The organism is Aestuariivirga sp. (assembly GCF_047600585.1).
Taxonomy (GTDB): Bacteria; Pseudomonadota; Alphaproteobacteria; order Rhizobiales; family Aestuariivirgaceae; genus Aestuariivirga.
In genome coordinates this window covers 3,056,696-3,076,756 of record NZ_JASGKP010000001.1, presented here as the reverse complement: position 1 = coordinate 3,076,756, position 20,061 = coordinate 3,056,696, and the positions used below count along the sequence as shown (strand labels likewise).

At 62.2% G+C, this 20,061-nt stretch carries 19 protein-coding genes; 12 read left to right on the top strand and 7 right to left on the bottom strand.

Annotated elements, in window-relative coordinates:
* Nucleotides 1-90: 90 nt before the first annotated feature.
* The 6 genes from QM801_RS15165 to QM801_RS15140 all read left to right on the top strand — a co-directional run bounded on the left by QM801_RS15165 (nt 91) and on the right by QM801_RS15140 (nt 5,506).
* Nucleotides 91-669, top strand: a complete 579-nt coding sequence (locus tag QM801_RS15165; protein WP_415020050.1) for an SIS domain-containing protein — start codon at nt 91-93, stop codon at nt 667-669.
* Nucleotides 651-1,904, top strand: a complete 1,254-nt coding sequence (locus QM801_RS15160) for an HAD-IIIA family hydrolase (protein ID WP_415020049.1) — start codon at nt 651-653, stop codon at nt 1,902-1,904. Before QM801_RS15165 ends, QM801_RS15160 begins: the two co-directional genes overlap by 19 nt.
* A complete protein-coding gene (locus QM801_RS15155) occupies nt 1,894-2,889 on the top strand; it encodes a galactokinase (RefSeq protein ID WP_415020048.1) in 996 nt (331 codons plus the stop codon). The genes QM801_RS15160 and QM801_RS15155 overlap by 11 nt, the downstream gene beginning before the upstream one ends.
* 103 nt (nt 2,890-2,992) lie before the next feature.
* Nucleotides 2,993-4,156 carry a glycosyltransferase gene (locus tag QM801_RS15150; RefSeq protein ID WP_415020047.1) on the top strand — a complete coding sequence of 388 codons (1,164 nt, stop codon included), beginning with the start codon at nt 2,993-2,995 and terminating at the stop codon, nt 4,154-4,156.
* Nucleotides 4,157-4,286: 130 nt separating this feature from the next.
* Entirely contained in the window at nt 4,287-5,060 is a 774-nt protein-coding gene (locus QM801_RS15145) for an FkbM family methyltransferase (RefSeq protein WP_415020046.1), read from the top strand.
* 77 nt (nt 5,061-5,137) lie between these two features.
* The gene (locus QM801_RS15140; RefSeq protein WP_415020045.1) at nt 5,138-5,506 is read left to right on the top strand and encodes a phosphomannose isomerase type II C-terminal cupin domain; all 369 of its coding nucleotides are present in this window, start codon (nt 5,138-5,140) and stop codon (nt 5,504-5,506) included.
* On the opposite strand, the gene QM801_RS15135 is transcribed toward QM801_RS15140, so the two are convergent.
* Nucleotides 5,487-6,122, bottom strand: coding sequence for a LexA family transcriptional regulator (locus QM801_RS15135; RefSeq protein ID WP_415020044.1), 636 nt, complete (start codon nt 6,120-6,122; stop codon nt 5,487-5,489). The two genes, QM801_RS15140 and QM801_RS15135, sit on opposite strands and share 20 nt — an antisense overlap.
* 173 nt (nt 6,123-6,295) lie before the next feature.
* Between QM801_RS15135 and QM801_RS15130 the strand changes: the two genes are divergently transcribed.
* From QM801_RS15130 to QM801_RS15120, 3 genes are all read left to right on the top strand, one after another.
* Nucleotides 6,296-6,637, top strand: coding sequence for a DUF952 domain-containing protein (locus QM801_RS15130; protein WP_415020043.1), 342 nt, complete (start codon nt 6,296-6,298; stop codon nt 6,635-6,637).
* A complete protein-coding gene (locus QM801_RS15125; RefSeq protein WP_415020042.1) occupies nt 6,634-7,710 on the top strand; it encodes a quinone-dependent dihydroorotate dehydrogenase in 1,077 nt (358 codons plus the stop codon). The genes QM801_RS15130 and QM801_RS15125 overlap by 4 nt, the downstream gene beginning before the upstream one ends.
* A gap of 93 nt (nt 7,711-7,803) precedes the next feature.
* Nucleotides 7,804-8,613, top strand: coding sequence for a tetratricopeptide repeat protein (locus QM801_RS15120; RefSeq protein ID WP_415020041.1), 810 nt, complete (start codon nt 7,804-7,806; stop codon nt 8,611-8,613).
* A 6-nt stretch (nt 8,614-8,619) separates the two neighbouring features.
* Here QM801_RS15120 and QM801_RS15115 read toward each other — a convergent pair whose 3' ends face one another.
* Both QM801_RS15115 and QM801_RS15110 read right to left on the bottom strand, forming a co-directional pair.
* The gene (locus tag QM801_RS15115; protein WP_415020040.1) at nt 8,620-9,168 is read right to left on the bottom strand and encodes an NADPH-dependent FMN reductase; all 549 of its coding nucleotides are present in this window, start codon (nt 9,166-9,168) and stop codon (nt 8,620-8,622) included.
* Entirely contained in the window at nt 9,165-10,568 is a 1,404-nt protein-coding gene (locus QM801_RS15110) for a cryptochrome/photolyase family protein (protein ID WP_415020039.1), read from the bottom strand. The genes QM801_RS15115 and QM801_RS15110 overlap by 4 nt, the downstream gene beginning before the upstream one ends.
* A gap of 35 nt (nt 10,569-10,603) precedes the next feature.
* Here QM801_RS15110 and QM801_RS15105 point away from each other — a divergent pair, with 35 nt between their 5' ends.
* On the top strand, nt 10,604-12,124 hold the full coding sequence (locus QM801_RS15105) for a cryptochrome/photolyase family protein (RefSeq protein ID WP_415020038.1): 1,521 nt from the start codon (nt 10,604-10,606) through the stop codon (nt 12,122-12,124).
* 290 nt (nt 12,125-12,414) lie between these two features.
* On the opposite strand, the gene QM801_RS15100 is transcribed toward QM801_RS15105, so the two are convergent.
* The 4 genes from QM801_RS15100 to QM801_RS15085 form a co-directional block, all read right to left on the bottom strand.
* On the bottom strand, nt 12,415-14,064 hold the full coding sequence (locus QM801_RS15100) for an ABC transporter ATP-binding protein (protein WP_415020037.1): 1,650 nt from the start codon (nt 14,062-14,064) through the stop codon (nt 12,415-12,417).
* The gene (locus tag QM801_RS15095; protein ID WP_415020036.1) at nt 14,057-14,938 is read right to left on the bottom strand and encodes an ABC transporter permease; all 882 of its coding nucleotides are present in this window, start codon (nt 14,936-14,938) and stop codon (nt 14,057-14,059) included. Before QM801_RS15095 ends, QM801_RS15100 begins: the two co-directional genes overlap by 8 nt.
* The gene (locus QM801_RS15090; RefSeq protein WP_415020035.1) at nt 14,935-15,915 is read right to left on the bottom strand and encodes an ABC transporter permease; all 981 of its coding nucleotides are present in this window, start codon (nt 15,913-15,915) and stop codon (nt 14,935-14,937) included. The genes QM801_RS15095 and QM801_RS15090 overlap by 4 nt, the downstream gene beginning before the upstream one ends.
* Nucleotides 15,916-16,094: 179 nt before the next feature.
* On the bottom strand, nt 16,095-17,687 hold the full coding sequence (locus QM801_RS15085; protein ID WP_415020034.1) for an ABC transporter substrate-binding protein: 1,593 nt from the start codon (nt 17,685-17,687) through the stop codon (nt 16,095-16,097).
* A 274-nt stretch (nt 17,688-17,961) separates the two neighbouring features.
* Between QM801_RS15085 and QM801_RS15080 the strand changes: the two genes are divergently transcribed.
* Nucleotides 17,962-19,308 (top strand): NAD(P)/FAD-dependent oxidoreductase, encoded by a 1,347-nt coding sequence (locus QM801_RS15080; protein ID WP_415020033.1) that lies wholly within the window; start codon nt 17,962-17,964, stop codon nt 19,306-19,308.
* Nucleotides 19,305-20,039 carry a DUF1365 domain-containing protein gene (locus QM801_RS15075; RefSeq protein WP_415020032.1) on the top strand — a complete coding sequence of 245 codons (735 nt, stop codon included), beginning with the start codon at nt 19,305-19,307 and terminating at the stop codon, nt 20,037-20,039. The genes QM801_RS15080 and QM801_RS15075 overlap by 4 nt, the downstream gene beginning before the upstream one ends.
* Nucleotides 20,040-20,061 lie beyond the last annotated feature (22 nt).

Genomic DNA, 20,061 nt, shown 5'->3' with positions numbered 1-20,061 from the left:
TTCTCAATTCACATCACTCTCTGCAGCTACTTTGCCGCTTGCCTTGATTTGGAAAACTACACTAGAGACACGTCAACGAGGCAGTAAAAAATGTTAATATTTTCAATCAGTAAATATATTAATCAGTCCATAAGCGCTTTGCGTGCAGTAGAAGATCTCGAACTAGACATAAAAGCTGCAGCAACTGCTTGCATCGCGGCTCTGCGGGCTGGAAGAAAAGTCATATTTTGCGGAAATGGCGGCTCTGCTGCGGACGCTCAGCATCTTGCCGCAGAACTTATGGGCAGATTTCTGATTGATCGACGGCCTCTTGCAGCCTTGTCACTGACCGTCGACACATCCGCACTGACGGCAATCGGCAATGACTACGGATTTGAAAATGTCTTCGCGCGACAGCTTCGCGGAATAGGAGCACCCGGCGACATTCTCATCGGTCTTTCGACTTCCGGAAATAGCCGGAATGTTGTCAGCGCGCTCATAGCCGCGAAAGAAATGGAAATCCAGACAGTGGCGCTAACGGGAGCGCATGGCGGCGAAATGGCAAAACGCGCCGATTTCGTGATTGCAGTTCCGCATACTCAGACGAACCATATTCAGGAAGCACACATCACCATTGGCCACATGATCTGCGCGATGGTCGAAGAGGCTTTATGCTCCGCGACGCCGTGATCCTTTGTGGCGGCCGGGGTACCCGCCTCGGCACCCAGACAGGCACCACGCCTAAACCTCTCCTGGAGGTCGGCGGACGCCCATTCCTCTTTCATCTTATTCAGGAAGTTGCGCGGTTTGGTGTGAGCCGGATCATTCTCATCGCCGGCTTTCTCGGGGAAATGATCCGAGCTCAATTCGACGGCATGCGCATCGCTCATTGCAGTGTCGAAGTCTTGATCGAGGCCGAGCCATCTGGAACCGCAGGTGCGCTGCGATTGGCAGGCCCTCGGCTGGAAGAAGATTTCCTTCTGTTGAATGGAGACTCATGGATTGATCTTGATCTTGTTGCGTTCGCTCGACACTGGCAGCTTGAAAACGGATCAGGACAGAACTTCGCTGCGCAACTGGCGCTCCGAGTTGTCGATGATGTCAGCCGCTTTGGTTCGGTATCGGTCAATCGGTCTTCCAACAGACTTCTGGTCACGAAGTTTGTCGAGAAGCAGAGCACTCTTGCGTCTAGAGGCCTTGTCAACGCTGGCGTTTACGTTCTGAGTCCTGCGCTGCTGCGGGACCTCCCGCAGGACAGGCCCATTTCCCTTGAGACAACCGTGCTCCCGAACGCGGCCTCGCGGGGTTTGGTCGCGGGGTACGAGGCTCCTACCGAAAGTTTCTTCATCGATATCGGCGTTCCTGAATCCTTGAGGGCAGCGCGGGAACAACTGTTGTCACGACGGACACGCCCGGCTCTTTTTGTTGATCGTGACGGCACTTTGAATGAAGACCGTGGCTACACCCATGATATGCGCGGTCTCGTGTGGATGCCGGGCGCAAGGGAAGCCATTGCAACTGCAAATGCGGCGGGATGGTTCGTCTTTGTTGTAACCAACCAGGCAGGTATCGCCCACGGCTACTATGAGGAGCACGACGTCCAACAGTTCCACAGGGCCATGCAGGCCGAGTTGTTTCACATCGGTGCCCATGTAGACGCCTTCGAATTTTGTCCATTCCATCCCGAAGCGAGGATAGAGAAGTGGCGCCGAAGAAGCCCGAGACGGAAGCCCGCCCCAGGTATGATCAACGACCTGATGGCGCAATGGCCGATCGACGCGAAGCGGAGTGTCATGATCGGCAACAGTGTTACGTATATCGAGGCTGGGGAAGCGGCGGGCATTCGCGGCATCCTCTATCAGGGCGGCTCCCTTGCAGAGGTTCTGATTGGTGCAATGCAGGGAGCCAGCAGCCATGTGGATTAGCAAGACCCCGCTTAGAGTGAGTTTCCTTGGCGGCGGGACGGACTACCCTTCCTACTTCAACAAGCATCCGGGCGCAGTTCTGGGCGGCACCATCGACAAGTATGTCTATACGCAAGCGCTGAGGCTTGCGGCCATCGCGCCACAGCGTTTTCGCATTACCTATCGCACCACCGAAAGTGTCAACTGCGTCGACGAGATACGACACCCGGTCATCCGCGAATCTTTGCGTGAGTATGGCTGGGCGGAGCCGCTCAACATCGCCACCATGTCTGATTTGCCGGGCGGAACAGGGCTTGGCAGTTCTTCCTCCTTCACTGTCGGCTTTATCAATCTTTTGCACCGTATGCGGGGAACCGAGCTGACGCGGTACGAATTGGCGCGGCATGCCATCCATATGGAGCAGGAAATCCTCGGAGAAAACGTCGGCGTTCAGGACCAGATTCACGCCGCCTTCGGCGGTCTCTCGCGATATGAGTTTTCGGGAAGCAGCTTCTCCATTGAACCTGTCCGCATGAGCACGAGCAGGCGTGATCTGATCAACCGTTCATTGGTGCTGGTCTATTCGGGGCAAGACCGCAGTGCATCGGCTGTTCTCGAAGCGCAGGAGAAGCGGACAAAATCCGGGGCCAATCAGGACTACTTGCGCGAGATGTATGCTCTGACGCGGACCGGAGTCAGCATCCTGGAGGCGGAGGGATCGGACCGCGCCGCACTCATTGCATTCGCCGAGTTGCTCGACCACGGTTGGAAACTCAAGCGCCAACTCAGCCATGCGGTGAGCAATTCGACCATCGACGACCTTTATATCGCCGGAAAGTCCATGGGCGCCTGGGGCGGAAAGCTGCTTGGCGCTGGGGGCGGCGGGTTCGTACTTTTCATTGGAGAGCAGGAAATGGCCTCTGCGCTTGGTGCACGATTTGGCCGGAACAACGTCATCACTGTTCGCCTGACAGAAGCTGGCTCACGGGTCAGGGAGTTTCGCTAGCTGAACTTGAATGACCATGTCTCAAATGACACTCCAGCCACTTGCCAATCTTTGGAATGCTCTTAAATGGCGGCTTAGTTCTTCTCCCAAAAAGAGGGGGCAGTTGAGCATTCTGTATTTCAGTCCATTCCCGTCACATCCGGACAACCACGGAAACCAGGCCACTATTCAGTCCTTCGGTCGGCACTTTCTGAAGCTTGGGCATCGGGTTCATTTCGCTCTGCTCAAGAGTCCCATTTATGATCAGGCTGCTTTACAGGCGATGCGGCGTGAGTGGGATACTCTTGATTTGCTTCCCAACTCCAAAAAACTGTGGGCTGATGGGGCACTCATCCCGTTTGACGGCTGGTACCAGCCGGGATTGGGGGAGAACATACGGAAGCTCTGCATCCGATACAACATTGACGTCGTCCTTTGTTCCTATGTGTTCCAGTCAAAGCTTCTGGAATATGTGCCTCCCCATGTACTCAAGGTGATCGACACGCACGACAAGATGGGAAACCGGTACGAGATGTTGCGCGCGAATGGGCAGAAGGTAGAGTTCTTCTCCTGCACGCCTGAAGAGGAAGGCACTTATCTAGCGAGAGCTGACATTGTTCTGGCGAGAAGGATGGAGGAAGCGCGCTACTTCGATCAGGTTACTAGGAGAAAGACGGCGCTGGTCCTTCCTCATGTTGAGGAACCAAGATACATTCGGAAACCTCGCAGTGAACTGCGGTGTGTCGGTGTAGTCGCCAGTGCAAACCGCATCAATCTGGCGATCCTCGTGGAGCTGTTGACCGAGCTGAAGATGCGGTTCGGAAAGAACTGTCCTTTCACCCTCATCGTTGCCGGGCAAGTCGGCGATCTTCTTCATGAACTGCCAAACAAGCAGCGCCAGCTGTTCAGTTTTCCGTGGGTTAGGATGCCCGGCTACATCAAGGACATTGCCGCCTTCTACGAAAGCGTGGATCTCGTACTTTCGCCAGTGACCATGGGAACGGGCATCAACGTCAAGACGGTCCAGGCCATGGCATTCGGGATGCCGTTGCTTACGACGCGTGTGGGTATCAAGGGGATCGAGACAGATGAGCCAATGCACAATCATGAAACCATTGCCGGATTGGTGAAATCTATCTTGAGCGTTCGACGGTGCCCAGAAGTCTTGCAGCGATTGGCGGATGTGAGCGTCTCTCGCTACCAGCGACTTTTGAATGATGCTGGGATTTCCATCCGAACCATTTTGGATCACCCCAAGCTCAGCAAAATCGAGGGGAACAATGAATGATAAGTTTGAAAGGCTCGAACGAGACCTCGAGTCACTTTTTGGCAGACTTCAGCAAGGCAGGTTAGAGGCGAGCGATCTTGCCGATCCCAGTACAGTCTTGATGGATGGCCACCCAAGTTGGATTTCGGGGATGATCGAGCGTGCCGAAGTCCATGACCAAGACTACCTCGTTTTTGGGTCGATAAACAGCCTTTCGGGAACGGTTCTGGATATAGGGGCCAACTGGGGTTATTCGGTTGGATCATTCCGTGCCGCAGGTTGTACGCTGCCAATAGTGTCTTTGGAAATTTCGCCGCAGTTCCGCGATTGCCTTGAAGCCGTGAAGAAAAAACTTGGTGGGAACTACGACTATGAAATCTGCGGGGCTGGAGCAGAACGCGGCGAGTTTGATTTGTACATCCCCGTGCTAAATGGTCGTGCGCTGAACGCACTATCGAGTGGAGTGCCAATCCAGTTTAACAAATGGGTCGTTCGGAATGTAGTTGCGTTCGCCCGAGAGTATCTGGCGGAGTTGGAAGTTTTCCAGCCGCAGCTACAGGTGATGAGTGTTGACGTTGATACCGTCGATAACATTATCTCTGGTCCTAAGTTCGACGTTCCCGTTGATGTCATCGTGGCAATGAAGATTGATGTCGAAGGAGCAGAGGGTGCGGTATTGCAGGGATCGGTTCGGACGCTTCAGTTTTGCAAGCCGCTTCTACTGATTGAGGGTGCCGCGCGATCCGAAAGCGTACGAAGGGAGTTGCTGCGGCATGGGTACGTGGGTGCAGTTCGCAAACACGAGATACTGGAGCTAACTGCCAGTCTTGATGTTGAGACGGTCAATGGGTTTTTTGTTCATCCAGAACAGATTGAGGCGTACGTCAAGGCTGGCCTCCTTAGTCAACCGGTTCATAGCCGGTAAGAGCTTTGGGAACTGATTGGCCAAGAATCCGAACACCCATCTAGGTTCGGCAAGTTATGGCCTCGATGGATTCAATAGTGTCCGAAAAGCGCCCATGGGGTGAGTTCGCAGTCCTGCATCTTGGCCACGGCTTCAAGGTGAAGCGGCTGCTCGTGGCGCCGGGCGGGCGGCTTTCTCTGCAAAGCCATCAGCATCGCAGCGAACATTGGACCGTGGTCAGCGGCATCGCCACCGTCATCGTGGGCGATCACACCCGCTGTCTTGCGCCGGGTGGTGCCATCGACGTGCCCCTCGGGGCGCGGCACAGGTTGGAAAACAAGGGCGAAACGCCGCTCGAACTGATCGAGATCCAGTTCGGCGACATTCTCTCCGAGGACGACATCACGCGTTACGAAGATGCCTATGGCCGCTGCGGCAGCGCCAGCCTCACTGGCTCGCCCAGATGATCCTGGCGATCCAGTCCACGTTCCTCATCTCCACCACCCGGTTGGGATGGTCCGGGTTGAAGGAGGCGAGTTCGATGCTCTTGGCCGTCTGCCGCTGCATGATCTTGGCCATCACCTGCCCGTCGGTGGTGCGCACCACCACGCGGTCGCCCTTGCGCACCGTGGCGGCGGGCGAGACGATGATGGTGTCGCCCTCGCGGTACACCGGCAGCATGGAGTCTCCGGTGATCTCCAGCGCATAGGCCGCACTGTCGGTCACGCCCGGCACCTCCACCTCGTCCCAGCCGTTGCCGGCGGGAAAGCCCGCGTCATCGAAAAAGCCGCCCTTGCCAGCCTTGGCAAAGCCCAGAAGCGGCAGCACCCGCAGCTTCGCCGGCGCGCCCTTGCGGCCCATCAGCAGTTCCATGAACTCCTCCACCGGCGCGCCAGAGGCCTGCAGCACCCGCGCGATGCTCTCCATGGTGGGCCAGCGCGGCCGTCCGTCCGGCCCGTTGCGCTTCGAGGGGTTGAAGGAGGTCGGGTCCAGCCCCGCCTTCTTGGCCAGGCCCGAGGCGGAATAGCCATAGCGCTCGGCAATCACGTCAATCGCGTTCCAGACCTGCTTGTGGGAAAACATCGCTCACCTGCCTGAAAGGGTGGAAAATCCGCTCATAGGAAAAGAATACAGGAGGGGGTTTTCCTTTGCAAGCGGAATGCAACCGCTTTCCCGCCCCGCTTGAGAGCGTTTCCCTCGGCCCTCCGATAAGCTATGAGCGCACGCACGTAACGGGGCGGACACACGGCACTTCCATGACCATGATCTACAAGATTGTTCCGGAAACCCTCTGGCGCAGGGCCGAGGCCGAGGGCGTGTTCCGGGGTGCGCCCGTGGACATGGCTGATGGCTTCATCCATTTCTCCACCGCCGATCAGGCCGAAGAAACCGCCCGCCGCCATTTCGCCGGAGATCAGGGCCTGCTGCTCGCCGCCTTCGACAGTGATGGCCTTGGCGATCTCCGCTGGGAGCCGTCGCGGGGTGGCGCGCTCTTCCCCCATCTCTATGGCCCCTTGGCCACCGCCGCCGCCCGCTGGGTGAAGCCGCTGCCTTGGGATGGCGCGGCCCATGTCTTCCCTGAGGGGTGGCGCGCATGAGCCTCGCCGCCAAGGGCTTCCGCCTCAGCCGCCCCTTCCTCCACGCCCTCGATGCGGAGACGGCGCACGGCCTCACCATCAAGGCGCTCTCCGGCCTGCCGAAGCTGCCGGACACCCGCATCCGCGATCCGCTGCTGAAGCAGTCGCTGATGGGCCTCGACTTTCCCAATCCGCTCGGCCTTGCCCCCGGCTTCGACAAGAATGCCGAGGTGCCGGATGCCATGCTCGCCCAGGGCTTCGGCTTCGTCGAGGTGGGCACGGTCACGCCGCAGCCGCAGGCCGGCAATCCGCGCCCGCGCCTCTTCCGCCTGAAGGAGGACGAGGCCGTCATCAACCGCATGGGCTTCAACAACGAGGGTGCGGCCGCGGTCGCCCGCCGCCTCGATGCCCGGCGGAACCGCGGCGGCATCGTCGGCGTCAACATCGGTGCCAACAAGGATGCTGAAGACCGCATGGCCGATTATGCCGAGGGCGTGCGCTGGTTCGGCCCGCGCGCCTCCTACCTCACCGTCAACATCTCGTCCCCCAACACGCCGGGCCTGCGCAACCTGCAATCCCGCGACGAGCTTGTGCGCCTGCTCGACCGGGTGAACGAGGCCCGCCTCAAGCTGCCGCGGCGGCTGCCCATCCTGCTCAAGATCGCGCCTGATCTCTCCACGCCCGAACTTGCCGACATCGCCGCCGTCACCGCCAAGGGCGAGGTGGATGCGGTGATCATCTCCAACACCACGCTGTCGCGCCCGCCGCTCCACTCCCGCCACAAGGGCGAGACGGGCGGCCTCTCGGGCAAGCCGCTCTTTGCGCTCTCGACGCGGCAGCTCGCCCGCTTCCACCAGCTCTCGGGCGGCAAGCTGCCGCTCATCGGGGTGGGCGGCATCTCCGATGCCGAAACCGCCTGGATGAAGATCATGGCCGGCGCCAGCCTGCTGCAGGTCTATTCGGCGCTGGTCTACAAGGGCCCGGACCTGGTGCAGGAAATCCTCGAAGGCCTTGCGCGCCGCCTGCGCGAACGCCACCTCGTTTCCCTGTCGGAGGCTGTGGGCCTGCAATCGGCCGAGATCGCCAATTCCTGACAATTCCTGACAATTCCTTAATTCATATGGTTAAACCTTTATTGACCAGTGCTGGCGCATGGTCCTCCCGTCTGTGACGGTCAGGAGTTTTCCATGTTCTTCGCTGTGTCTGCGCAATCCCGCCCGGGGGTGGGGAAAAGTGCTGTTGTGGCACTGGCGCTTGCTGCCTCGGTGCTTCTGGCCGGCTGCCAGAACAAGGCCAGCATTTCGGGCAGCGATGGCCTGACCACCGGCAGCATCGGCTCCGCCAACGACACCGGCTCCTTCAAGAAGACCGAAGAACTTTCCGCCGCCTGGAAGAAGAGCCCCGGCAACGCCGAGATCGGCCTTGCCTATGCCGCCAGTCTCCAGCAGCTCGGCCAGCCGCAACCCGCCAGCCAGGTGTTGCAGCAGGTCGCACAATCCAACCAGGGCGATGCCGCCGTTCTCTCCCGCGTGGGCAAGGCCCTGCTGGTGATCGGTGATGCGCAGAGCGCCTCGGCGACGCTGGAACGCGCCGCATCCCTCAATCCCAAGGACTGGCAGACGTTGTCGGCCCTCGGCTCGGCCTATGACCAGCAGGCCCGCTACGGCGAGGCCCGCGAAAAGTATCAGCAGGCCCTTGCCATCAATCCCTCGGCCGTGGGCGTGCGCAACAATCTCGCCATGTCATACGCGCTTCAGGGCAACCTGACGGAAGCCGAGAAACTGCTCCGTGAGCTGATGAATGCCACCGGCAGCGAGGCCACCCGCGTGCGCCAGAACCTGGCGCTGGTGGTGGGCCTGCAGGGCCGCTTCGACGAGGCCCGCAAGATCGCCTCGGAAGACCTGCCGCCCGAAGAGGTGGATGCCAACCTCAAGTACCTGCAGCAGATGCTGGCCCAGCCCGACACCTGGAAGCAGCTTCAGGAAAACCAGGGCTGAGGCAGCTCAGGGCTTCTTTTCCACCCATTCCAGGAAGGCATCAAGCCACGTCTGCAGGCGCTCGCGCGTTTCCGTGTCGGTGAGGTTGCCGTCGGAATCGAACTTGCGCTCGTTGTGCACGATCATGATCTCGGGTCGCGGCATGACGATGGCCTGCAGCGCCTGCAGGTTCTGGCGCAGGTGATATTGCGCCCGCGCCGTGCCCGCCATGGCGCCGGCACTCGCCCCCACCACGCCGGTGCGCTTCCACTTGAAGGGGGCATTGCAGGTGGAAAGCCAGTCATTGGCGTTCTTGAGCACGCCCGGCACCGAGAACTGGTATTCGGGCGTGGCAATGATGATGCCGTCCGCATGGCGGATCCTGTCGGCAAGCGCCGTCACCACCTCGGGCTTGCCGGTGGCGGCGATCACGTCCTCATCGAACAGCGGAATGCCGTGCAGCGTGGCGATCTCCATGGTCACATGGGCGGGAAGCAGGGATTGGAGCGCGCGCAGGAGCCCGGTGTTGGTGGAGCCCTTGCGCAAGGCGCCGCTGATGCCGATCAGTTTTGTCATGCCTCATCTTTCTTGATTGCGGCGAAGGCCGCAAGGGCCCGCTCCCGCGCCTTGTTGTGGTCGATCATGGGCGAGGGGTAGGCCTTGGGCGGCAGGGTCATTTCCCACGGCTTGTGAATGCTGGCAGCGGGCACATCCTTCAGTTCCGGCACCCAGCGCTTCACATACTCACCGTTCGGGTCGAACTTCTCGCCCTGCAGCATCGGATTGAAGATGCGGAAATAGGGGGCGGCATCCGCCCCGCAGCCCGCCACCCACTGCCAGCTTGCGGCATTGTTGCCGATGTCGGCATCAACGAGCGTATCCCAGAACCAGCGCTCGCCTTCCTGCCAGGGCAGCAGCAGATGCTTGATCAGGAACGAGGCCGCGATCATCCGCACCCGGTTGTGCATGATGCCCGTGGTCCAGAGTTCGCGCATGCCGGCATCGACGATCGGGTAGCCCGTTTGCCCTTGCTGCCAGCGCTTCAGCGCGCCGTCATTCATGGCCCAGGGGAAGTCGGCAAACTCCGGCCGGAAGGGCGTCTCCGGGAAGGAGGGCACATGATGCACGAGGTGATAGGAGAACTCGCGCCACAGCACTTCCTTCAGGAATTTCTCTCCGTCACGGTCGAGGCGGCCGGCCGCAGAGTCCATCGCCTGGCGTGTCGCCTGCCAGACCTGATGCGGCGAGATCTCGCCCCAGTGCAGGTGCGGTGACAGCTGCGAGGTGTTCTCCTGATCGGGGCGGTCGCGGCCATCGGCATAGCGGTGGAGGCCGTCGTCGAGGAAGCGCACGAGACGCGCCTGTGCGCCCGCTTCGCCCGGCCGCCACACGGGCTCGAAGCCCGTGGCCCAGTTGGGCCTGGTGGGCAGGAGCGCGAGACTTTCGAGGGCAGGTCGCTCCAGCGTGTGGGTGGCCCAAGTGGGCTTCACAGGGCCCTTGGCGGCGCGGGGCTCACCCTTGGCAAAGCAGGCCTTCGAGAACGGCGTGTAGACCTTGAAGAACGCGCCCGAACCATTGCGGATCGCTTCCGGTTCATGGAGCAGGAAGCCGCCGTAGCGGTGGCACTCCGCCCCCGCCTGTTCGCACACCGCTTTGACGCGCTGTTCGAGCGCGGGCGACCACGGCGCATAGTCCCGCGTGAAATAGAGCGCCTTGGCACCCGTCGCCTTCAGCACCTCGGCCAGCACGGTGTCGGCGCGGCCACGGCGGAGAACGAGCGGCACGGAAGCACCGAGACTTTCAAGCGAACGGTGCAGCCACCAGCGCGAGGCGCCGCCCCAGCGCCAGTCGCCCGCCGTCTCGTCGTCGAGAACGAAAAGCGGAATGACGGGGCCTGCGGCAGCGGCGGCGGCAAGGGCGGGATGATCCGACAGGCGAAGGTCCTGCCGGAACCACATGATGACGGGAGCGCTCACAAAATCCTCTTGTCTCTCAATCACGTATACGCAGCATGGGGACGCCGGATCAATCTCTCATCCTGGTGCTGGGCGATCAGCTCAGCGATCGCTTGCCGAGCCTGCGGGCGGGCGACAAGGCGCGCGACGTGGTGCTGATGGCCGAAGTGATGGCCGAAGCGAATTACGTGCGCCACCACAAGAAGAAGATCATCTTCTGTTTCTCAGCCATGCGTCACTTCGCCGAACGCCTGCGCAACCAGGGCTGGCAGGTGGACTATGTGAAGCTTGACGATGCGGGCAACAGCCAGAGCCTAGCGGGTGAGGTGGCGCGTGCGAAGGCCCGCCACGGCCTGTCTCGTGTGGTGATGACCGAGCCCGGCGAGTGGCGGCTGAAGCAGGAGTTGCACGGGATCGAGATGCTGGAGGACACGCGCTTCCTCTGCTCCCACGCCGCCTTCCGGCAATGGGCCACAGGCCGCCGCGAACTCCGCATGGAGTTCTTCTACCGCGACATGCGCCGCCAGACGAAGCTGCTGATGGATGGCGACCAGCCCGAGGGCGGACGCTGGAACTTCGATGCCGAGAACCGCGCGCCGCCAAAGAAAGGCATGACCTTTCCTGATCCGCCGCGCTTTGCGCCCGATGCGATCACGGCGGAGTGCATCGCGCTGGTGGAGCGCTTGGCGGCCGGGCATTTCGGCGATGCCACGCCCTTCTGGTTCCCGGTGACGGCGGAGCAGGCGGACGAACTGCTGCAGCATTTCCTGAGGAAGGCTTTGCCTCGTTTCGGTGAAACACAGGACGCGATGCTGGCGAACGAGAAGTTCCTGCATCACTCGCTGCTCTCGATTGCGATCAACGCGGGCCTGCTCGATCCTCTTGAGGTATGCCGCCGGGCGGAGACGGAGTATCGCGCCGGCCGCGCGCCGCTCGAGGCGGTGGAAGGCTTCATCCGTCAGGTGATCGGCTGGCGGGAATACATCCGCGGCATCTACTGGCTCACGGCACCGGGCTACGTGGAGCGGAATGAACTTGCCGCCAACCGCCCCATCCCGGCCTTCTACTGGACCGGCGAGACGGAGATGAACTGCCTTGCCCGCACCATCGCCCAGACGAAGGAAGAGGCCTACGCCCATCACATCCAGCGCCTGATGGTGACGGGCAATTTCGGATTGCTCGCCGGCATCGATCCGAAGCAGGTGCATGAATGGTATCTCGCCGTCTATGCCGATGCCTATGAATGGGTGGAACTCCCCAACACGCTGGGCATGGCGCTCCATGCCGATGGCGGCATGCTGGCCTCGAAGCCCTATGCGGCGTCGGGCAACTACATCAACCGCATGTCCGACTATTGCGGAAGCTGCAGCTATGACGTGAAAAAGCGCCACGGCGCGGGCGCCTGCCCCTTCAACGCGCTCTATTGGGATTTCATCGCCCGCCACAAGGCGCGCTTTGCCAGGAACCCGCGCATGGCCAACATCTGCCGCGGCTTCGACCGCTTCAGCGCGGATGAGCAGCAGGCGATCCGCGCCCATGCGAAGGCGTTTCTCGATGGCCTGGAGCCGTGGGGGTAGCCACCCTCTCTACCGTCATTCCGGACGCGCGCCTTGATCGAGCGGAGCGAGATGTCGCGCGCGAGCCGGAATCCAGCTTTGGCGGGTCACATGTGAAGGAAGCTGGGCCCCCGCCTTCGCGGGGGTGACGATGCAACTGAAACCCCATCCCACTCTCCCGTCATTCCGGACGCGCGCCTTGATCGAGCGGAGCGAGATGTCGCGCGCGAGCCGGAATCCAGCTTTGGCGGATGACACGTGACGGAAGCTGGGCCCCCGCCTTCGCGGGGGTGACGGTTCTTTAAGGGCCCCTACGCCGCCTTGCTGCCGCGCTTCTTGAGGAGCGTGGAGAGCCAGTCCGGATCCATCTGCGGCACCGAAGAGAGCAGAAGCTCCGTATAGGCCGGGTAGGGCGGGTTCAGCACTTCCGACTTCAGGCCCTGCTGGACCACCTTGCCTTTGTACATGACCACGATCTCGTCCGAGATGGCGCGCACCGTGGCGATGTCGTGGGTGATGAACAGGTAGGTGACCTTCGTCTCCTTCTGCAGGCGCATGAGGAGCCGCAGGATTTCCTCCTGCACGATCTGGTCGAGGGCCGAGGTCACTTCGTCGCAGATGATCAGTTCGGGTTCGGCCGCAAGCGCCCGTGCAATCGAAATGCGCTGCTTCTGGCCACCTGACATTTCGCCGGGATAGCGGTCGATGAAGTCTTCGCTGAGCTCGATCGACTCCAGCAGCTTGACGATGCGGCGGTCCTTCTCGGCGCCCTTGAGGCCGAGATAGAATTCCAGCGGCCGGCCGATGATGTCGCGCACGGTCTGGCGCGGATTGAGCGCCGTGTCGGCCGACTGGTAAATCATCTGGATGCGGCGGAGCGTGTCGCGGTCGCGGTCCTGCAGGCGGGGCGGCAGGTCCTTGCCGTTGAAGCTGATGCGGCCCTTGGAGGGCGGCAGCAGGCCAGTGATGGCGCGCGCCAGCGTCGACTTGCCGGAGCCCGATTCACCCACCACCGACACGGTCTTGCCGCGCGGGATCCTGACCGTCACGTTGTCGAGCACTTTGACAACGCCGGAATAGCTGGCATCGACGCCCTGGATGGAGAGGGCGATGTCCTCGCTCTTCTCTTCCGGCTTCTCGAGCTTGCGCACGGCCCAGAGCGTCTTGGTGTAGTCCTGCTTCGGCGCCTTCAGCATCTCGCGGGTTTCGGCTTCCTCCACCAAGTTGCCGTAGCGCAGCACCATGATGCGGTGGGCCATCTGCGCCACCACGGCAAGGTCGTGGGTGATGTAGATGGCGGCGGTGTTGAACTCCTCCACGATGCGGCGCATGGCGGCCAGCACTTCCACCTGGGTGGTGACGTCAAGCGCCGTCGTCGGCTCGTCGAAGATGATGAGGTCGGGCCGGCACGACATGGCCATGGCCGTCATGGCGCGCTGCAGCTGTCCGCCCGAGACCTGGTGCGGATAGCGGTCGCCGATCGCATCGGGGTTCGGCAGCTGCAGGCGGCGGAACAGGTCCTTGGCGTCGGCCTCGGCGGCGGATCGCTCCATCACGCCGTGATTGAGGGCGCTCTCGGTGACCTGCTCCATCAGCTTGTGGGCCGGGTTGAAGGAGGCAGACGCGCTCTGCGCCACATAGGAAATGCGCGAACCCCAGAGGGCGCGCAGCTTCTCCTGCGAGGCATTGACGAGGTCGGTGCCGTCGAAGGTCACGGTGCCGGCGCTGATGCGGCAGCCGGGCTTGGTGTAGCCCATGGCGGCAAGGCCGAGGGTGGACTTGCCAGCACCCGATTCACCGATGAGGCCGATCACCTCGCCGCGCTTCAGCGTCAGGTCGAGGCCCTTGATGATGGGATGCCACTTGTCGTCGGAATAGCCTTCGATCTTGAGGCCCTTGATCTCGACCAGCGTTGCGCCCTTGACGCGCGACTTGTCCGATTGCCTGACGTCGTTACTCATCGCGCAGCCCCGAAGTCTTGTGCAGGAACCAGTCCACCACGAAGTTCACCGCAACGGTGAGGAGCGCGATGGCAGCGGCAGGAATGAGCGGCTGTGGCCGCCCGAAGGTGATCAGCGTCTTGCTCTCGGCCACCATGGAGCCCCAGTCGGCGGTGGGCGGCTGGATGCCGACACCGAGGAAGGAGAGCGCCGCGATGGTGAGGAAGACGAAGGAGAAGCGCAGGCCGAACTCGGCGATGAGCGGCGGCAGGATGTTGGGCACGATCTCGCGCAGCACCACCCAGCGCAGGCCTTCGCCGCGCAGGCGGGCGGCTTCCACGAAGTCCTGCACCGCGATCGAGAGTGCGGTGTTGCGGGCAAGGCGGAAGACGCGGGTGGAGTCGAGCACGGCGAGGATGAAGATCAGGTTCCACACCGACTTGCCGGCCATGGCGAGCAGCATGAGCGCGAAGATCAGCACCGGGATCGACATGAAGACGTCGACGATGCGAGAGAGCACCTGGTCGAGAATGCCGCGGGTGACCGCAGCGTAGATGCCGAGGATGCCGCCCAAAGTGAAGGAAATGCAGACCGTGAGGAAGGCGATGCCGATCGTGTTGCGGGCGCCGTAGATGACCCGCGAGAAGACGTCGCGGCCGATCTGGTCGAGGCCGAAGATGTTGTGCAGCGAGGCCTTGCCATAGGCCTGGCCCACAATTTCGGATTCGCCGTAGGGCGCGATCAGCGGCGCGAAGACGGCGCAGATGATGTAGATCAGGATGACCACCATGCCGAAGATGGCGCTGGGCGGGGCCGATTTCAGCGTGCGCCAGGCATTCTGCGAGAAGGTCCGGCGGCTGCGGATCGAGCGGATGTCGACGTTTTCCGTTGTCATTTTGGATGCAACAGTCTGGGGTTGGTGATGATGGCGATGATGTCGGCGAGCAGGTTGAGCAGGATGTAGGTCGCCGCGAAGATGAGCGCGCAGGCCTGTGCCACCGGCATGTCGCGGCTGCTGACGGAGTCGACCATCAATTGCCCGATGCCGGGATAGGTGAAGACCACCTCGACCACCACCACGCCCACGACGAGATAGGCGAGGTTGAAGGCGATGACCGTGGCGATGGGCGCCCAGGCGTTGGGCAGCGCATGCTTGAGGATCACCTGCGAGCGCGACAGGCCCTTGAGGCGGGCCATCTCGATGTAGGGGCTGGCAAGCAGCGATATGATCGAGGCGCGCGTCATGCGCATCATGTGGGCGACGATGACGAGGGTGAGGGTCAGCGCCGGCAGCATCGCCTTGTAGAGATGTTCGCCGAAGGGCGTGTTGGCCGACACGGTGGAGAGCGGCGGGAACCAGCGCAGCTTCACGGCGAGGAAGAAGACAAGGATGTAGGCCACGAAGAATTCTGGCGAGGCGATGGTGGTGAGTGTGGTCGCGTTCGCCACCCGGTCGAACCACGTGTTGCGGTAGAGCGCCGTCAGAAGCCCGAGGCAGAGCGCCAGTGGAACGGCAATGATGGCGGTGAGGACGGCGAGGAAGAAGGTGTTGTAGAGGCGGGGACCGATGATGCTGGCAACGGTGCGGACATTTTCGGAGCGCCAGCCGCCGGCACCGGCGAAGGATTTGCCGAAGTCACCCTGCACCGCACCCGTCACCCATTCGACGTAGCGGGTGAGCGGCGGGCGGTCGAGACCCAGTTCCTTGTTGAAGGCGGCAACGGCTTCGGGGGTGGCTCCCTGACCCAGGATCGCCTCGGCGAAACCGCCGGGCAGCATTTCCAGTGTCGAGAAAATGATCACCGACACGGCGAACAATGTCAGCAGGCCCAACCCCAAACGTTGCAGCACGGTTCGAATGACCGGATGCATAGGCGCACTCCCCAATTCTTTTCCCTGTCCGGGCTTCTTCGTCCCGGTCAGGAAAATGCTAGCAGACTGTTTGCTCATTGCCAGAGCTTTTTCTCAGCGGCTCCAACATTTGCGACATCCACAAAACAAAACACCCCGTCGTTTCCGGCGGGGTGCGTGCAGGTTGCAATCTGCGTGGATCAGACGAACCACCAGCGGTCGTACATGTAACCGCCGTCGTGGTCGTTGTCCGAGTTGAAGTCGCCGTGGCCGATCTTGGTCGACATGGCGCCCACGTAGTTGGCGAACATCAGGACCACCTGGCCGCCGTCGTCGTGGATGAGCTGCTGCATTTCAGCGTACATGGCAGCGCGCTTGGCCTCGTCCGTTTCGGCGCGGGCCTGCGGCAGCAGTTCGTTGAAGCGCGGGTTCTTCCAGCGCGTGTCGTTCCAGGCAGCATCGGCCGCGAGCGAAACGGTGAGCATCGCGTCGGCGGTCGGACGGCCACCCCAGTAGCAATGGCACCAGGGCTTCTTGATCCAGACGTTGTCCCAGTAGCCGTCATTCGGCTCGCGGACGACGTCGATGGTCACGCCGGCGGCCTTGGCCTGTTCGGCCATCAGCAGCGCGGTGTCGACGGAGCCGGCGAAGGCGGCGTCGGCAGCGGAGATGCTGACCTTGAGGTTTTCCATGCCGGCCTTCTTGAGGAGCGACTTCGCCTTGTCCGGATCATAGGTGTAGACCGGTTCCGGATTGGTGGCGAACTTCATGGCCGAGGCAATCGGCGAGTCGTTGCCGGGCTTGCCGTAACCGAAGAGCACCTTGTCGACGAGTTCCTGGCGGTTGATCGCCCACTTCAGGGCCTGGCGCACTTCGAGCTTGTCGAAGGGAGCCGTGTCCACCAGCATCGGCGCGTTGTAGTACTGGTAGCCGGACACGTTGTAGAGTTCGGTGTCGGGCGCAGACTTCAGCATGTCGATGGTCTTGAGGTCGGCCTTGTCGGCGAAGTCCACTTCACCGGCGAGGTAGGCGTTGGTGCGGGCAGCCGGATCCTGGATCGAGAGCTGCGTCACTTCATCGAAGTTGCCCGGCGCGAAGGCGTTCGGGTTGCGCTTGAAGTGAACCTTCACGCCCGGCTCGAAGCCGTCCAGCACGTAGGGGCCGGCACCGTTGCCCGAGAGGTCGGGCTTGCCGTCGACGATCGAGAGGATCGGGAACTGGTAGTTCGAGAGGTTGTAGGGGAAGTCGGCGTCAGCGCCCTTCAGTTCGAACACCACCGTGTCGGCGCCATCGGCCTTCACTGCGGAGACGTTGGCGAGATAGGCCTTGCCCGGCGACTTGGAGTCGGGGCCGGTGTGGTAGTTCACGGTGCCGACCACGTCATCGGCGGTCAGCGCCTTGCCGTTGTGGAAGGTCACGCCCTTCTTGATCTTGAAGACCCACTTCTTGGCGCCGTCCGACGGCTCGAAGCTGTCGGCGAGGTAGGGGACGACACCGCCCTTCTGGTCGATGCGCACCAGCGGAGCGCCGGTCAGGCCCTTGCCCCAGGCGAAGTTCATGCCGTGGGCCCAGGTTGCGGGATCGAAGGTGTCGGTGGTGGCGCCGTGGCCGAGGCCGACGCGGAAATGGCCGCCCTGCTTGGCTTCGGCGCGGGCTGCGCGGATGAACAGGCTGTCGGCCACCGTCAGCGACAGGCCGCCGGCCAGCGCGAACTTGGTGAAGTCACGGCGGGAGAGCTTTCCCTTCGTGACGGCCTTCTTGGCCAGCTCGAGTTTGTATTCAAATTCAGTCATGTTTCACTCCATAATCCTTGGGTGGTTCGTGCGGGGGAAGTGATGGGCGCAAGCAAGACGGCAACCCTGTGCCGCTCTCCTTCGCAAAACCGCTCCCCACATATTTTTCTTATGGCTCCAACGAGGCCCATCCGTTTGCCGGACTTGTGCGTAAGCCTCGCATGACCTTGTGCTGACGTCAATTCTCTATCATGTGAAGGAAAAGAGCGCTGGTGATCCGGGATGACGGTTTGCGGCGTAAACAGGTCGTTTGCACATCAGGGCGTCGGGACACGTGAAAAAAATTCGCATTGCCGTTGTCGGCAGCGGCATTGCCGGACTGTCGGCAGCATGGCTTCTTTCGCAGCGCCATGACGTGACCGTGCTCGAGGCCGAGGACCGCCTCGGCGGGCATGCCCATACGGTACGCGTAAAAAGTGCAGGCGGCATGATCCCGGTCGATACCGGCTTCATCGTCTGCAACAGCTGGACCTACCCCAACTTCATGGCGCTGATGGAGCACCTCGGTGTCGGCATGACCAGCACCGCCATGTCCTTCTCGGTCAGTGCCGAGAACGGCCGGTATGAATATTCAGGCGACAATCTCGGCACCCTTCTGGGCACCGCCCGGCAGTGGGCCTCGCCCAGCCACTGGCGGATGATCGCCGATCTCGTCCGTTTTTACCGGAGTGCCGAGAAGAAGGCGCCGCTGATGCCGGAGGCCATGACGCTGGGCCAGTTCCTCGAGCAGGAAGGTTATGGCCGGACCTTCATGTACCGCCACATCCTGCCCATGGCGGGGGCGATCTGGTCCTCGACCCCGGACGAGGTGGCGGCCTATCCCTTGCGGGCCTTCGTGCGCTTCTTCGCCAACCACAAGCTTTTCGAACTCGGCCACCGCCCTGACTGGTCCACGGTCACCGGCGGCTCCACGGAATATGTCCAGCGCCTCGCCGCGGCGTCACGCTTCCAGGCCCGGCTTTCGACGCCCGTGCAGCGCATCCGCCGCCACGCCGCGGGCGCCGACGTGATCCTCCCGGGCGGCGTCACCGAGACCTTCGATGCCGTCGTCCTTGCCACCCACGGCGATCAGGCGCTCCGCCTCCTTGCCGATCCGACGCCCGATGAGTTGGCGCTGCTCTCGCCCTTCAAGACCTCGGTCAACCGCGTGCTCCTCCACCGCGACGCGACCCTGATGCCGCGCACCCGCCGCTTCTGGTCCGCCTGGAACTACCGGGGCGACGAATCCGGCCACGACCAGCGCCTCTCGGTGACCTACTGGATGAATGCCCTCCAGAAGCTGCCGACCGAGACGCAGCATTTCGTCTCCCTCAATCCGCAGACCGAACCCGCAAGCCGCCTCGTCGATGGCGCCTGGACCTATCACCATCCGCTCTTCAATGCCGAGACGCTGGCCGCCCAGAAGGACCTGTGGTCCCTTCAGGGTGTGCGGCGCACCTGGTTCTGCGGCGCCTGGTTCGGGGCGGGCTTCCATGAGGACGGCGCCCAGGCGGGCCTTGCCGTCGCCGAGCAGCTGGGTGGGGTGGCCCGGCCCTGGCGCGTCGCTGATCCGTCCGGCCGCATCCATGTGAAGGAGGTGGCCCAACCGCTGCCGCAATCCTTCGCGATTGCGGCGGAATGAGCATCACGCCCGCCATCTACGCCGGTACGGTCACGCACCGCCGCTTGCGGCCCGTCGTGCACGACCTCGCCTATCAGGTGGCGAGCCTCTTCGTTGATGTTGACCAGCTTGCGCGGGGCGAGACGCCGGCCCTTCTCTCCTACAACCGCTTCAACCTCTTCTCGATTCACGACCGAGATCATGGCGACGCCACGTCAATCCGCGATTTCGTCTGGGGTCACGTGGCGCGCGAGGGCTTGTCGGGCGAGGTGAGGCGCATCTTCATGCTGGCCTACCCGCGCATCCTCGGCTTCGCCTTCAATCCGCTCACCACATATTATGCCGTCGATGCCGAAGAGCGGGTGCGCCTGATGATCTACGAGGTGCACAACACCTTCGGCGGCCGCCACACCTATGTCTGCCGGCCCGCGGGCGAGGGGCTTGCCGAGGGCACCGCCTTCGGCACGGCCGAGAAGGTCTTCCGCGTCTCGCCCTTCAACGGCGTCGAGGGTTCCTATGGTCTTCGCGCCTCGGTGCCGGGTGAAACCCTGTCGCTCGGCGTCTCGCTCACCACCGCCGAGGGCCCCGTCCTCAAGGCCTATTTCAAGGCGGAACGCCGCCCCCTCTCGAGCGTTGCCCTGCTGGGCCAGTTCTTCCGCCTGCCCTTGCAGTCGGCGACCGTCGTCGGCGGAATTCACTGGGAGGCCTTGAAACTTTGGCTGAAGGGCCTCAATCTGCGTTCCCCGTCCTGAGGAGGAGGGGCCAATCTAGCGG